Raw genomic sequence first — 13931 nt, forward strand, 5'->3', positions numbered from 1 at the left:
GCCGATCCTCAGTGGAAGTCGGTGATGCGGAGCACCGCCATCATGTCCTGCGCCCGGGAGCCGCCGGTCGAGAAGGAGGCTTCCGCGCCGACCCAGCCACGGAAGGCTCCCGCGTCGTCGATGATCTGCATGAGCGGCTTGACGTGAGAGTTGCCGGTGTAGCAGAACTCACGGCGCTCCATCGCCAGGCAGGTGCACCAGTGCCACAGCGTGTCGCGGCGGTCGGAGTTGGAGATCTTCGTGAGGTAGTACTGGATGGAGCTGATGTTGGCGCGCGTTCCGCCGCCGTAATGGGGGCAGCCGCCCTCCTTCTGGCACGCGCTGTTCGAGGACGGCTGCAGGTAGGTCAGACACGAGGTGGTGGTGGAGCAGGTGCGGAAGGAGGAGAGGCCGAACGGCTGGTTGGCGGAGTTGACGAGCTTGCCGCCCGCCCAGCTTGTCAGGTCCTGCCTGAGCGAGCCGGGGAACGCCTTCACCGAACTCATCGCGCGCCGGGTGCCGAGCGCGGCGTTGCTGCCGTAGCCGTACCCGTGAGTGGCCAGCGTGCTGGACTTGAGGTCCAGACGGGCCAGCTTCCCATCGGGGGAAGGCCGCACGTACCACTGCTCTGTCCACGCCTGGGCGATCTTCCACCGGATGGTCAGCACGTTCCCTGACACGGTGTACGTCCCGGTGCGGCTCTCGTCGGGTGCGCCGGTGAAGCCGCCGGCGGTGAGCACTTCGCACATACGGGGGCGCGATTGGGCGCCGCCGGCCTTGGTGGTGCAGCCGGAGTCGGGGACCATGCCGGTGCGCTGCCTGGCCACGGGGTGACGCTGCCACCACAGGTAGAGGGCGGCGGTCACCGTGCCGTTCGTGGCGAAGCGGTAGCTGCCCAGCCGTACCCAGTTCTCGCTGGAGGCGGCCTTGAGATGACCCTGCGACACGACGTAGGTGGCCTTGCCACCCGGCAGCGGCGCGGCGGCGGCCGGCTGGGAGGGCACGACGATGATGGCGAGAACGAAAGAGAGGATTGCCGCTGCGGCACGCATAGAGACTCCCGAAGGCTTACCGGCTTGGCCGATCTTCCACGGGTCACCATATTCGGTCTGTACCGGAAGCGTCAGCGAAACGGCCGCCTGGCCACCATCTTCAGTCCCGAGGCGCAGGGCCGGGAGGGCGCTTCGCGGCGTCGGCCGCGTGGACCCCGCGCGACAACACATGAACAAGCGGATCCTGCGCGCCCAGAGGCCCGGCTGAGCCAATCACGCGTGGCCGGCTCCCGGATCTCAGGAGTCAAGCACGGCGGCAACGGCTTCGATCTCGACGAGCTGGTCGCGGTATCCGAGCACGGTGACACCCATCAGGGTGCTCGGAACGTCATGCTCACCGAATGAGTCCCGGACCACCTCCCAGGCGGCCACGAGGTCCTCCCGCCGGGTGGACGCGACGAGAACCCTTGTGCTGATGACATCCTGCAGCGACGCGCCGGCGGCAGCGAGAGCTTCCCGCATGTTCTCGACGGCTTTCGCCGCTTGACCCGCATAGTCGCCGATCGCGGCCGTCGACCCGTCCTCGTTCAGCGGACACGCGCCGGCGAGGAAGATGAGCCGCGACTCGGCGGGCGCCGTGGCCGCGTAAGCGTACTCGGCGACGTCGGAGAGGGAGGCGGAGCGGATCAACGTGATGGCGCGGGGCACGGTCGTTCAGGTCCTTCGGGATCTTTCGCGGCAGGTATGAAGCAGCCATCCTGCCAGCGGCGTTCCCGTTCCCGCCTCCTCTTTTTTCGCCGGTCGGCAGTCAGGCGGCTGCTTCGGGCGGGGGGCCGTGGCCGCACCGGCTCTACGCGCCCCGTCTCTCCGGCAGACGGTCGAGCCGGATCGCCAAGTCGATCATGTCGCACCGCAGGGCCTCGCACCGCTTGAGCATCTTGCTCCGAGCCGAGGCGAACTGCTCATCCGTCTGCCGCCGAAGGCCGGCCAATTCGTCCCGTAGGGCCGCGAAGTCCTGGTTCAGCCCGATGTGGAGGTCGGCGACATCGGCCCGCACCTCGGCGATGGCGACTTCCAGCGTGGTGGCGCCTTCCCCGAGCGTGCTCTCCTCTGTCGGGAAGCGACCGTAGAGCACGTTGGGATGGGCGGAGGCCGTGTCATCGAAACGCATCATTGCTTCGAGGGTCGCCAGACGGTGTCTCAATTCGCGAATGGCCGCCTCTATATCCATCTCCCCCGGCCTTTGCGCTAGTCGGAAGGGCCCATGTCCTGACGACCGGGACCTACTGCCAGTGAGTACATGGTGGCAAACCGGCGCGAGATCATGGCGATCGACAGGGGGGATGAGGTGTGGTTTCCCTCCTCCCAGGGTGACAAAAATCGCTGGCAGGATGAGTTTCCGCGATGGACGGGCCGTAAATGAAGAAGACCGTTCAGGCTATCGCCCGGCGATGACAGTGGTGGTCACGTCGCCGCCGAGGCGGGGACGGCGGATGGCACCCGGACGTCGCACATCGCGAACTGTCAGTCGCGGTCGTTAGGCTCCCGGCGTGATGATGAAAGAGTTCGATCTCGATCTCGGCGACGGCCGTCAGCTGCACGTTTACGACACCGGCCAGGAGGACGCGCGCCACCCGCTGACCGTCTTCTGGCACCACGGCACGCCGAACATCGGGACGCCTCCTGAGCCGCTCTTCCCCATCTCCGAGCGCCTCGGCATCCGATGGGTGTCCTACGACCGGCCCGGTTACGGCGGCTCCACCCCCTCGACGGGGAGGGACCTGGCGTCGGCGGCCGGCTACGTGTCCCGGGTCGCCGACGAGCTGGGCGTCGATCGGTTCGCGGTCATGGGCCACTCCGGCGGCGGTTCACACGCCCTGGCCTGCGGCGCCCTGCTCCAGGAACGTGTGCTGGCCGTCGTCAGCGTGTCCGGCCTGGCCCCGTACGGTGCTGAGGGCCTTGACTGGTTCGCGGGCATGTACGCCTCCGGCCAGGCATCACTGCGCGCCGCCGTCCAGGGCCGCGCGGCGAAGGAGCGGCACGAGGCGTCGGCCGAGTACGACCCGGAGATGTTCGCGCCGGCCGACCATGCCGCGCTGGAAGGCGACTGGTCGTGGTTCGGCAGCGTCGTCGGCCCGGCACTGGAGGGCGGCCAGGGCGGGCCGATCGACGACGACCTCGCGTACGTGAACCCCTGGGGATGCGATCCTGCGCAGATCACGGCGCCGACGCTGCTCATGCACGGCGACCAGGACCGCGTCGTGCCCAGCTCGCACGGCACGTGGCTGGCCCGGCACTGCCCTTCGGCGCAGATCCAGATATGTCCCGGCGACGGCCACATCTCGGTCCTCCGCTCCTCCGCAAAGGCCCTGGACTGGCTCCACACGAACACCCGATAGCGGACCGGCGGAACCGCCGCCAACCACCCGGCCTTCGATGGGACGGGGCGCCGTTCGGACAGGGATCGCCGGCTGCGGGTGCGGGACGTACCGTCCGGGAGCCGTATAAGGCAGGGCAGCAGGTGGGCGGTGCCGGTGTCTCGGTGAACACCATGCAATGCCCGTTGGCGGTGTCCATGTACTCGCGTACCCGGTTGATCAGCCCGTCCCGCAGTTCGAAGACGAAGCAGTAGTCGTTGCGGTAGGCGTTGCCGTTGGCCAGCGTCGCCTGCATGGTCTCCTCCACCACGACCACGTCGCCGGTGGCGTGGAACCCCCGGAAATCCACCGTCACATCGGCGATGAACAGGCGCGGAAGTCCACGGTGAGGAAGTGGACGATGGCATCCCTGCCCACCATGTGGTGCGATCCGCCGAGCGCCACGGCGGTGGCGTTCCCGGGCGGGGCCGGCCACTCCGCGTCCCTGGTGAAGAACGTCGCGATCAGGTCCTTGTCCCGGGTCGGGAACGATCGCCATGCCTGCTTCACCAGCTTGCAGTTCCGCTCAGAAGTCAGACCGGCCAGATTCGGCCAAGATCGCCGGACGGTGTACTGTACCGCCCTCATACGGACAGGAGACCGCAATGGCCGCCGGCATTGACAAGATCGCATGGATTCATCTGGACGACGGCAAGATCCTCAGCACCCGATCGCACGGCAAGGACGTCTACTACCTCCCCGGCGGCAAACGCGAGCCTGGCGAGAGTGACGTCGAGACTCTCATCCGGGAGATCGACGAGGAGTTGTCCGTCGCCATCGTCCCCGCGACCGCCGCCCACCTGGGGACCTACCAGGCTCAGGCGCACGGTCACGCTGTGGGTGTCATCGTGCAGATGGCCTGCTACACCGCCGACCACCATGGGACACCGACGCCCAGTAACGAGATTGAGGAGATTGTCTGGCTGACCTACGCCGATCGCCACCGCGTGTCAGCCGTGGACCAGATCGTCTTCGACGAACTACACCAGGCAGGCCGACTCCACTGACTCGACTGGTCTCGCGCACGTACAGCTCTCCGCAGCCGGCCGGTCAGGATCGCACCCTCTTCCAGGGCATGGCTGCCCGAATGCTCCACCGTCAGGACACGAGGGAGCGTAACGGCGGGCGACCAATGGTTTTTGAGCGAATCATCTTCTAACGTTCGGGCGTATGGGTATCGGGCTGACCGAGGAACACCGGGCGCTGGCCGCCTCCGTACACGGGCTCGCCGGGCGTGCGCCCGACCACGCGGCCCTCGCCGGACAGGGACTTCTGGGGCTGCATCTGCCTGAGGAGTGCGGCGGGCAGGGGTACGGGCTGCTGGAGCTGTGCGTCGCGCTGGAGGCGCTGGGCGAGCGGCGCGTCCTGGGGGCGTACCTGCCGACCGTCCTCACCTCGGCCGTTCTCGCCTGGCCGGGAGACTCGACCGGTCTCCCCGACGACAGGAAAAGGCTGGTCGCCGGGCTCGCCACCGGGTCCGCGACCGCCGCCGTCGTGCTGGCCGGAGATCCGGATGATGCCCTCGCACTGGGGGCGCCGGAGGCGGACCTGTTTCTCGTGCCGGTCGACGGCGGCAGGTGGGCGGTGCTGGACCGTGCCGACGTCGCCGCCGAGCCCACCGGCGGCGTGGACCTCGACCGGGCGCTCTGCTCCATCGCCGCGCGCGACGTCCCCACCGACCGGGTGCTGGGCGAGGTGCCGGTACGGGAGATCGCCGCCGTCCTGCTGGGCGCCGACGCGTGCGGCGTGGCGGCGTGGTCCGTTGCGACGGCGGCCGAGTACGCCAAGGTACGCGAGCAGTTCGGGCGGCCGATCGGCCAGTTCCAGGGCGTCAAGCACCGGGTGGCCGCCGCCCTCGTGACGCTCGAACAGGCCCGCGCCGCCGTATGGGACGCCGCCAGGGCCATGGACGACCCCGCGTCGCCCGAGGAGGTCAGGCTGGCGGCGGCGGTGGCCGCGGTGCTGGGACCCGACGCGGCGGTGCGAGGGGCGACGGACGCGATCCAGGTGCTCGGCGGCATCGGGTACACCTTCGAGCACGACGCGCACCGCTACTACCGCAGGGCGCTGTCCGACCGGATGCTGGCCGGCGACCCGGGGCCGTGGGCCGAGGAGGTGGCGGCGCTGGCGGTGGCGGGGACGCGGCGGTCGATGGAGCCGGACCTGCCCGAAGCGGCCACCGCCCTCAGGGACGCCGTCAGGGCGGAGGCCGAGTCGCTGCGGGCCGAGGAGCCGGCGGCCAGGCTGGGAAGGTTCGCCAGGGAAGGGTGGATCATGCCGTACCTGCCCAGGCCATGGGGCAGGGCCGCCTCGCCTCTGGAGCAGGTGATCATCCACCAGGAGTTCCGCGACCTGAAACGGCCGAACCTGGGCATCGCGGCCTGGGCGGTCCCCTCCATCGTCCGGTACGGCACGCGCGAGCAGCAGGAGCGTTTCCTGCCGAGGACGTTCGCCGGGGAGATCGTGTGGTGCCAGCTGTTCAGCGAGCCCGGCGCGGGCTCCGACCTGGCCGGGCTGGCGACGAAGGCCACGAAGGTGGAGGGCGGCTGGTCGCTCACCGGCCAGAAGATCTGGACGTCCCTCGCGCAGTTCGCCCATTGGGGCATCTGCCTCGCCCGGACTTCTCCCGAAAAATCCAAACACAACGGCATTACGTACTTCCTGGTGGACATGGCGTCCAAGGGAGTCACCGTCAGGCCACTCAAGGAGATCAACGGGGACGAGGTGTTCAACGAGGTCTTCCTCGACGACGTCTTCGTACCGGACGACCTGATCGTCGGCGCGGTGGACGAGGGCTGGCGGGTGGCCCGTGACACGCTCTCCCACGAACGCGTCGCGCTCGGCGACTCCTGGGGCCCGGGCTCGCAGCACACCGACATGGCCGAGCTCATCGCGAAGCTGCCCCCGCTCCGCCAGTCGCAACGCGAGCAGGCGGGCCGGCTGTGGGCCGAGGGTCAGGCCATCTCGGCGCTCGGCCTGCGCATCACGCTCTCGCAGCTGTCCGGCGGCGACCCCGCGACCGCCTCCAGCGTGCGCAAGCTGCTCGGCATGCGCCACGCCCAGGCCATCTCGGAGTTCTGCTGGTCGCTGGCGCCGGCGAGCCGCCGCTGGACCCGCACGATCCTCGCCACCCGGGCGTTCACGATCGGCGGCGGCACCACGGAGGTGCAGCTCAACATCATCGCCGAACGCGCGCTCGGCCTGCCCCGCGACCCGTGATCAGCTCTTGGGATAGTACGGCGCCGCCAGGTGCGCGTACACGATCGTGTTGTCGACATAGCTGTGCGCCTGCCGGTCGAACGTCCCGCCGCAGGTCACCAGCCGCAGCCCCGGATAGGTGAGCTCGGCGTAGACCTTCTTGACCGGGAAATTCCGCTTCGGCGCGTGCTCGACCTTGTCGACGACGAACACCGCCACCGAACGGTCGGCGCGCAGCACCTGGACCTGGTCGCCGCGCTTGACGTTCTTGAGGTTGGCGAAGACGGCGGGGCCGCTCCTGGTGTCCAGGTGGCCGGTGATCACGGCGGCGCCGCGCTGGCCGGGCACGGCGCCGTAGCGGTACCAGCCCGCCTGGTTCGGCGGGTCGAACGGCGGGTTCTCGATCGCGCCCTGCGCGTCCAGGCCCAGCTCCATCAGCGGGGCGGCCACGCCGATGGACGGGATGTAGACGGCCGTGGGCTTGGCGGCCTTCATGGGCGCGGCCACCTTGCCGGTAGGCACGCCGGCGACCGAGGGCACGGGTCGCGTGGCCGCGACCGGACCCGGCTCCGGCTCGTCGCTGAAGATGCCGCTGACACCGAGCCCGATCAGCAGCGCCCCTGCCAGCGAGACGACGACTGCCCCGGTCCGGAGCAGCCGCTGCTCAGACGACACCCTTGCGGCGCCGTACCGCGAACCCGGCCAGCCCCGCTCCCGCCAGCAGGGCCGCACCGCCCAGCGTGAACGGCCACACCGGGTCGTCCGGTACGAGTCCGCCGCCACCGGTCTCGGGGTGCCCTCTCGGCACCCGATGCTCGTTCTCGCCCGCGGGCCGCCAAGGCTCCGCGGACTCCTCCGGCCCCGGCCAGGAATCCCTCGGTCCCGGCTCGGCCGAGGGAGGCGGGCTCGACCAGGAGTCGTCGGGCGTGGGCTCGGGCTGCTCGTCGCAGAGCAGCGGCAGCGGAAGAAGGCAGGTGGGCAGCTCGACCGGCAGATCAGGACCGGAGGATGCGTACGCGGGGGGCGCCGCCAGGGTCACCCCTCCGACCACGAAGGCGGCCACCGCCGCCGCGAGACGTGCTCTTGCCATGAAAAGGCTCCAGACTCGTTTGTCTCCCCCGATGCACAAGAGAGCCTTGCGAATTATTAGATAACGAGTCAAGTAATGTGACCTAAGTGAAACCGGCCAGACACGGAGGGTTTAACCACGCCCCAATGTGGCAGGAAATAACCGCATAAAGGGGGACAAATGCCATGAGCAATCCACAACAGCCTGAGATTCGCAGATCAGGCAAATCGCCCACTGAGTTCAAGTCCGCCCACCTCACGCCCCAGACGAAGCAGGGAGCCAAGCGCTCCGCCCGCCCGCACGGCATGGACAAGGGCGGCAAAGGGGGCGGCAAGGGCGGCGGCGTGCCTCCCGGGCAGCGCCCGCCGTACCCGGGGTGAGCGAAGATGAAAGGAAGCCTGCAGTTCATCGGCAACGCGACCACGCTGATCCACTACAACGGCCTCACGCTGCTGACCGATCCCAACTTCCTGCATCAGGGCCAGCGGGCGTACCTGGGCTATGGCCTGTCCACCCGCCGCCTCACCGATCCGGCCGTGGAGATCGAGGACCTGCCACCACTCGACGGGATAGTGCTGTCGCACCTGCACGGTGACCACTGGGACCGGGTCGCCCGCAAGGGCCTGGACCGCGACACGACGGTCATCACGACCACCGCGGCGGCCCGCCGCCTGCGACGCCGCGGTTTCCGGCGGACCGTGGGGCTCGAGGAATGGCACACGCACGAGCTACGCGGCCCGCACGGCGCGGTGCGGATCACCGCGCTGCCCGCCAAGCACGCGCCGGGCCCCGCCGAGGCGCTGCTGCCGCCCGTCATCGGCACGATGCTGGAGTTCCTCAGTCCGGACGAACGGGTGGAGCTACGCGTCCACGTCAGCGGCGACACGCTGCTCGACCGCCGCCTTGACGCGATCCCGCGCCGCTTCCCCGACATCGATCTGGCACTGGTGCACCTGGGCGGCACCCGGCTGCTCGGCCTCCTGCTCGTCACGATGGACGGCGAGCAGGGCGCGTCGTGGGTGGACCTGATCAACCCGCACGCGGTCGTACCGGTGCATTACGACGACTATGCCGCCTTCAGCTCACCGCTGGACGACTTCCGCCACCACATCGAGCAGAACGGCCTGGCCGATCGGGTGGTCTACCTCGACAGGGGCGAAACCCGTGAGCTCGCCCCGCATCACCTCGTGCGCTAGTCGGTGTTCCGCGCCCGGCTCGGCTGCACGCGCATCGGCTCGCCCGGCATCTTGGGGTAGTTGGGCGGGTACGGCATGTCGCCCCGATCGTCCTTGGCGTAGAGCTCCAGCAGCGGCTCGATCGAGTACGCCACGTCGTCGATGGCCGCGTGCACGTCACCCACCTCGGCGAACCTGGCCGGGACCGTGCGGATGTCGAAGTCGCGCGGGTCGGCGTCCTCCAGCTCGTCCCAGGTCAGCGGGGTCGAGACGGGGGCGTGCGGCTTGGCCCTGATCGAGTACGCGCTGGCCACCGTACGGTCCCGGGCGTTCTGGTTGAAGTCGATGAACACCCGCTCGCCGCGTTCCTCCTTCCACCACGCCGTGGTCACCAGCGCCGGATCCCGCTCCTCGACGGCCCTGGCCAGGGCGATGCCGGCGTGGCGTACCTGGATGAAGTCCCAGCGCGGCTCGATGCGCACGGCGATGTGGACGCCGCGGTTGCCGGACGTCTTCACGAACCCGGTCATCCCGAACTCCTCCAGCACGTCCCTCGTGAGCAGGGCCGCCTTGCGCGCCGCGTCGAAGTCCAGGCCCGGCTGCGGGTCCAGGTCCACGCGCAGTTCGTCGGGGTGCTCGGCGTCGGAGGCCCGGACCTGCCAGGGGTGGAAGTCGATGGTGCCGAGGTTCGCGCAGTAGGCGATGGCCGCCACCTCGGTGACCCGCAGCGACTGAGCAGTGCGGCCGCTCGGGAAGGTCACCGTCACGGACTCGAGCCAGTCGGGATGCTTGGGCGGCATCCGCTTCTGGTAGATCGCCTCCGTCTGCACGCCGTCGGGGTGGCGCTTGAGGTTGGTCGGCCGGTCCTTGAGCGCCCTCAGCGCGCCCTCGCCGACGCTCACGTAGTACTCGACCAGCTCCCGCTTGGTGGCGCCGATCTCAGGGAAGTAGACCTTGTCGGGGTTGGTGACCTTGACGGTCCGCTCCCCCACCTCGAGCTCTATGTACGGCGATGCCATGCCACCGAACCTACTCTGTGTTGACGGCCTCCGCTCCGCGGAGGCGGGCTCGGTCGCTGGGAAGCCGCCGCATGAGGTGGGCCCGTCCCGGAGCCTCCTCGGTGGCGGGACCGAGGGCTCGACAGGACGGGCCGCTAGACCATCCGCCGCCGTTCCGGGCGCTGGCGCGCCACCCGGCCGGCCGTTGCGACCCCCGGCGGCTCCAGCACGGGCGTGGGCTGTGCCGCTCGCCGAGATCTGCGGATGATCTCACCCCTTGGCAGGAGGCGATGACACCCCCTTGCCTACAAAGACGCGAATTCACCCCAGAACGGATGCTTCACCCTCCGAAGATCTCTTTTTGCCTGATCCCTAATTGCTCGGATCTCGTACCCTGGACTCATGGACAAGGTGGTCAAGAGCGAGGCGGAGTGGCGGGTTCAGCTCTCGCCTGAGGAGTTCCACGTCCTCAGGGAGGCCGGGACCGAGCGCCCGTTCACGGGCGAGTACGTCGACACCAAGACAGAGGGCGTCTACTCGTGCCGCGCCTGCGGGGCCGAGCTGTTCCGGTCGGACACGAAGTTCGAGTCGCACTGCGGATGGCCGAGCTTCTTCGCGCCGTCCGACTCCGACGCGGTGCGGCTGATCGAGGACCGCAGCCACGGGATGGTACGCGTCGAGGTGCGGTGCGCGCAGTGCGACTCGCATCTTGGTCATGTGTTCCACGGCGAGGGATACCCGACACCGACCGACGACCGTTACTGCATCAACTCGATCTCCCTTACGCTTGAACCCAAGGGGTGATCGGCTAACGACAGCGCGTACCGATCGCCTGCCTCGGGTAGGAGATTCGTGTGCGCTTTGTCCATCTTCGCCACCGCTGGGTGACGATTGAGACTATCGGGCGAGTCGTGACGCAACGGTGCGAAGTGTGCTCGAAGACGCGGGTACGGGTGCGCTAGGCGATTCTCCAGAGAGTCAGCCGGGTTCTGGGTGGGTGACCCGGCAACTGGTGTCGGAGGGGCCGAGGATGTTGGCGAGCACGGGGTTCCCGTTCTCGCCGAACTCGGCCTGGACGAACACGACCGGGTTGGCCACACCGAGAGAGTGCAGGTATTCCAGGCCGCGCTTGCACAGCGTGATCGCCTGCGAGGAATTGCCCGCCGTTTCCGGCAAATCCGTGTAAATGCGCAAATATCCGCCGACAGTGCGGATGTCCTTGAGGCGTTTCAGCGCCGTGTCGTCCGGGCTCCAGTGCGTACGGAAATACTCCGCCGCCTGCTGGTCGGTGTGCCGCGACGGCCCGTCCGCCCTGTAATCCTCCGCCTCAGCGGGGTCGGGGTCCTCCGGGTTGGCGCTCCCCTCCACCAGGCCGGGCTCCACCGCGCCGGAGGTGGCCGCGCCGGCAGTGGCCTTGGGCGGCTCGGTCTTCGGCAGCTCGCGCGCCCTGGCCTGCGCGCTCGCCCCCGCGCCGGTCTCAGCCCTGCCGGACAGCGCCGAGGACCCGTTCTGCTGCTCGGCCCGGGCTTGCGAGCCGGACGCCGCGCGCGGCTGCTGGGCGGAGGCGGCGGTCAGCGGCCCGTTGAAAGTCCCGTTCGCGCCGAGCCCCGCGGCGACGCCTCCCGCCAGCGCCACCGCCCCGGCAGCCCACCGCAGCCTTCCGATACGACGCCGCCCATGCGGCGATCGCGCCGCCACATGCCGGCCGGATGCCCGCCGCCGGCTCCCCCGCCTGCCCGATCCGCCCATCACCCCGCCCTCCCCATCGCCTTGGAACGTGCCACCGCAGGCGCGCCCGTACGAGCGAAGGATTTCCCTGATTGTGACAAAGGGGATAGATCAAGTCCGTTGGATCGCCAACTTGGTCTGGATCTTTTCCCCTGGGTCCCAAGGCGAGGTGTCGCCGGCGGCTAGGGCAGGGCAGCCACCAGCTCCCGCACCGGCTTGCGCGCCCCCGTGTAGAACGGGATCTCGACGCGGGTGTGGCGGCGGGCCTGCGCGCCCCGCAGCGTGCGCATCAGGTCGACGATCCTGTGCAGCTCGTCGGCCTCGAACGCGAGCATCCACTCGTAGTCGTTGAGCGAGAAGCACGCCACCGTGTTGGCCCGCACGTCGGGATAGTCGCGCGCCATCCTGCCGTGCTCGGCCAGCATGGCGCGGCGCTCGGAGTCGTCCAGCAAGTACCACTCGTAGGACCGCACGAACGGATAGACGCTCACGTAAGCGCGCGGCTCCTCCTCGGCGAGGAAGGCGGGAATGTGCGACTTGTTGAACTCGGCCGGCCGGTGCAGCGCCATCGCCGACCAGACGGGCCTGCTGTGCCGGCCCAGCTCGGTGCGGCGGAACCTGGCGTAGACGTCCTGCAGGTCCTCGGGCGTGGCCGCGTGCCACCAGAACATGTAGTCGGCGTCGGCCCGCAACCCCGCCACGTCGTAGACCCCCCTGGTCACGACGCCCTTGCCGGCGGCCTGCTCCAGCAGCTCCTCGACCTCGCCCGCCAGGCCGTCGCGATCGACGGGACACGGCTCGGTCACCTGGAAGACCGACCACATCGTGTAACGGATCACCTGGTTGAGATCGCGGGCCTTGAGCCGCGGCGAAGCCTCTGTCATGTCGCCTATTCTCCTCGTTGAGACAGGTGGTCCAGAATCCGGGCGGCGGCCGTACGCGCGGTGCCGACGCAGGCGGGGATGCCGATGCCGTCGTAGGCGGCGCCGCAGACGGCCAGCCCCGGCTCCATGGCCACCGCGGCGCGCACCCTGGCCACCCGGTCGAGGTGGCCCACGTTGTACTGCGGCAGCGCCCCGCCCCAGCGCGTGACCCTGGTGTCGATCGGCAGGCCGCTCACGCCCATCACGTCGGCCATCTCGGCCGTGGCCAGCGACACCAGCTCGGTGTCGTCCCGCTGGAGCAGGTGCTCCTCGCCGATCCTGCCGATCGAGCAGCGCAGGATCACCATGTCCGTCGCCAGGTGCGGCCACTTGACCGAGCTGAACGTGACCGCCTTGACCGGCCGCCCCTCGACGGGCGGCACCAGGTAGCCGCTGGAGGCCGGCGGCTGGGGGAAGGCGTCGATCGGGTACGCGAGCGTGACGATGGCCATGCTGGCGTACTCGATCCTGGCCAGCTCGCTCGCCGCCTTGGGCACCTCGGCCTTGAGCAGCCTGCCGGCGGCCGCGCCCGGCGTGGCCACGATCACCGCGTCCGCCTCGACGATCTCGGGCTTCGGGACGGGGCCCGTGACCAGCTGCCAGCCGTCACCGGTCCTGCGCAGCTCGCGCACGGTGACGCCGGTCCTGATGTCCGCGCCCGACGCCTTGGCGACCGCCTCGGGCAGGCCGCCGAGACCGTTCTTCAGCGACGTGAAGACCGGGCCCGCGTCCTTCGGCGTCTCCTCGACGAGCTGCCTGGCCCCGGTCAGCAGCGAGCGCTCGGAGCGTGCCACCGCCGCCACGCGCGGCATCGTGGCCTCCAGGGACAGCATGTCGGAACGGCCGGCGTAGACGCCGCCGAGCAGCGGCTCGATCAGCCGGTCGACGATCTCGGCGCCCATCCTGGCGCGGACGTAGGCGGCCACGGACACGTCGGTGCGCACGAGAGTCGCCGGCAGGATCTGGTCGAGTGGCACGCGCAGCAGGCCGCCGGGCGAGACGATGCCCGACTTGGCCAGCTCGGTCAGGTCGGCGGGCACGCCCATGACCTGGCCCTTCGGCATCGCGCGCAGTGCGCCCCTGGCGTAGACGGCCGAGGTCGTGGTGCCGGGGAAGACCAGGTCGTCGCCGAGCCCGACCCCCCCGGCCAGGTCTTTGCCCTCGGGCCGCCTGGCCAGCATGGCCTCCGCGCCCGCGTCCACGTTAACCCCGGCGACCTCCGAGGCGTACAGCTTGCCGCCGACCCGTGACCCGGCCTCGAGCACGGTCACCTTGACCCGCTCGCCCGCGCTCTGGCGGAGATACCACGCGGCGGCGAGACCGGAAATCCCTCCGCCGACGACGACGACGTGCGCCCGATTCCCTTCCACGTCTCCAGACGCTACCGCCTCGCCGGGGTGCCCAGCTGCGCGGGGGCAGCGAGGGAGCAGTGACCGTAACGTGATTTCCGTT

The 13931-nt window shown here is 69.6% G+C and carries 16 protein-coding genes and 1 pseudogene; 6 read left to right on the top strand and 11 right to left on the bottom strand.

Annotated features, from left to right (window positions below):
• Nucleotides 1-8 precede the first annotated feature (8 nt).
• From ACQPWU_RS41510 to ACQPWU_RS41520, 3 genes are all read right to left on the bottom strand, one after another.
• Nucleotides 9-1031, bottom strand: coding sequence for a hypothetical protein (locus ACQPWU_RS41510; protein WP_433431155.1), 1023 nt, complete (start codon nucleotides 1029-1031; stop codon nucleotides 9-11).
• Between the two features lie 237 nt (nucleotides 1032-1268).
• A complete protein-coding gene (locus ACQPWU_RS41515) occupies nucleotides 1269-1679 on the bottom strand; it encodes a RidA family protein (RefSeq protein WP_433431156.1) in 411 nt (136 codons plus the stop codon).
• Nucleotides 1680-1821: 142 nt separating this feature from the next.
• Nucleotides 1822-2145, bottom strand: a complete 324-nt coding sequence (locus ACQPWU_RS41520) for a hypothetical protein (protein ID WP_433431157.1) — start codon at nucleotides 2143-2145, stop codon at nucleotides 1822-1824.
• A 379-nt stretch (nucleotides 2146-2524) separates the two neighbouring features.
• On the opposite strand from ACQPWU_RS41520, the gene ACQPWU_RS41525 reads away from it, so the two are divergent.
• Nucleotides 2525-3370 carry an alpha/beta fold hydrolase gene (locus ACQPWU_RS41525; protein WP_433445416.1) on the top strand — a complete coding sequence of 282 codons (846 nt, stop codon included), beginning with the start codon at nucleotides 2525-2527 and terminating at the stop codon, nucleotides 3368-3370.
• Nucleotides 3371-3620: 250 nt separating this feature from the next.
• Here the strand turns inward: ACQPWU_RS41525 and ACQPWU_RS41530 are convergent.
• Nucleotides 3621-3704, bottom strand: a pseudogene (locus ACQPWU_RS41530) (hypothetical protein); the annotation flags it as partial.
• Entirely contained in the window at nucleotides 3701-3976 is a 276-nt protein-coding gene (locus ACQPWU_RS41535) for a hypothetical protein (RefSeq protein ID WP_433431158.1), read from the bottom strand. The gene ACQPWU_RS41535 and the pseudogene ACQPWU_RS41530, both read right to left, overlap by 4 nt.
• 17 nt (nucleotides 3977-3993) lie before the next feature.
• Here ACQPWU_RS41535 and ACQPWU_RS41540 point away from each other — a divergent pair, with 17 nt between their 5' ends.
• Nucleotides 3994-4395: an NUDIX hydrolase gene (locus tag ACQPWU_RS41540; protein WP_433431159.1), complete on the top strand. Its 402-nt coding sequence runs from the start codon at nucleotides 3994-3996 to the stop codon at nucleotides 4393-4395.
• 163 nt (nucleotides 4396-4558) lie between these two features.
• Entirely contained in the window at nucleotides 4559-6607 is a 2049-nt protein-coding gene (locus ACQPWU_RS41545; protein WP_433431160.1) for an acyl-CoA dehydrogenase, read from the top strand.
• Here the strand turns inward: ACQPWU_RS41545 and ACQPWU_RS41550 are convergent, their stop codons facing one another.
• Both ACQPWU_RS41550 and ACQPWU_RS41555 read right to left on the bottom strand, forming a co-directional pair.
• Entirely contained in the window at nucleotides 6608-7261 is a 654-nt protein-coding gene (locus tag ACQPWU_RS41550) for a class F sortase (RefSeq protein WP_433431161.1), read from the bottom strand.
• Nucleotides 7251-7676, bottom strand: coding sequence for a hypothetical protein (locus ACQPWU_RS41555; RefSeq protein WP_433431162.1), 426 nt, complete (start codon nucleotides 7674-7676; stop codon nucleotides 7251-7253). The genes ACQPWU_RS41550 and ACQPWU_RS41555 overlap by 11 nt, the downstream gene beginning before the upstream one ends.
• A 164-nt stretch (nucleotides 7677-7840) precedes the next feature.
• On the opposite strand from ACQPWU_RS41555, the gene ACQPWU_RS41560 reads away from it, so the two are divergent.
• Together ACQPWU_RS41560 and ACQPWU_RS41565 are read left to right on the top strand one after the other, a co-directional pair.
• Nucleotides 7841-8035, top strand: coding sequence for a hypothetical protein (locus tag ACQPWU_RS41560; RefSeq protein ID WP_345002482.1), 195 nt, complete (start codon nucleotides 7841-7843; stop codon nucleotides 8033-8035).
• A 6-nt stretch (nucleotides 8036-8041) separates the two neighbouring features.
• Nucleotides 8042-8851: an MBL fold metallo-hydrolase gene (locus ACQPWU_RS41565; RefSeq protein ID WP_433431163.1), complete on the top strand. Its 810-nt coding sequence runs from the start codon at nucleotides 8042-8044 to the stop codon at nucleotides 8849-8851.
• Here ACQPWU_RS41565 and ligD read toward each other — a convergent pair.
• Nucleotides 8848-9849, bottom strand: a complete 1002-nt coding sequence (gene ligD, locus ACQPWU_RS41570; protein ID WP_433431164.1) for a non-homologous end-joining DNA ligase — start codon at nucleotides 9847-9849, stop codon at nucleotides 8848-8850. The genes ACQPWU_RS41565 and ligD overlap by 4 nt on opposite strands.
• A gap of 381 nt (nucleotides 9850-10230) precedes the next feature.
• Between ligD and msrB the strand changes: the two genes are divergently transcribed.
• A complete protein-coding gene (gene msrB, locus ACQPWU_RS41575; protein ID WP_433431165.1) occupies nucleotides 10231-10632 on the top strand; it encodes a peptide-methionine (R)-S-oxide reductase MsrB in 402 nt (133 codons plus the stop codon).
• A 174-nt stretch (nucleotides 10633-10806) separates the two neighbouring features.
• Here the strand turns inward: msrB and ACQPWU_RS41580 are convergent, their stop codons facing one another.
• The 3 genes from ACQPWU_RS41580 to hemG form a co-directional block, all read right to left on the bottom strand.
• Complete coding sequence (locus ACQPWU_RS41580) at nucleotides 10807-11463, bottom strand: hypothetical protein (protein WP_433431166.1); 657 nt, start codon at nucleotides 11461-11463, stop codon at nucleotides 10807-10809.
• Between the two features lie 275 nt (nucleotides 11464-11738).
• Entirely contained in the window at nucleotides 11739-12440 is a 702-nt protein-coding gene (gene hemQ, locus ACQPWU_RS41585; protein WP_433431167.1) for a hydrogen peroxide-dependent heme synthase, read from the bottom strand.
• 5 nt (nucleotides 12441-12445) lie between these two features.
• Complete coding sequence (gene hemG, locus ACQPWU_RS41590) at nucleotides 12446-13849, bottom strand: protoporphyrinogen oxidase (protein WP_433431168.1); 1404 nt, start codon at nucleotides 13847-13849, stop codon at nucleotides 12446-12448.
• Nucleotides 13850-13931 lie beyond the last annotated feature (82 nt).

It is taken from the genome of Nonomuraea sp. CA-141351 (genome assembly GCF_050944675.1).
Lineage (GTDB): Bacteria > Actinomycetota > Actinomycetes > Streptosporangiales > Streptosporangiaceae > Nonomuraea.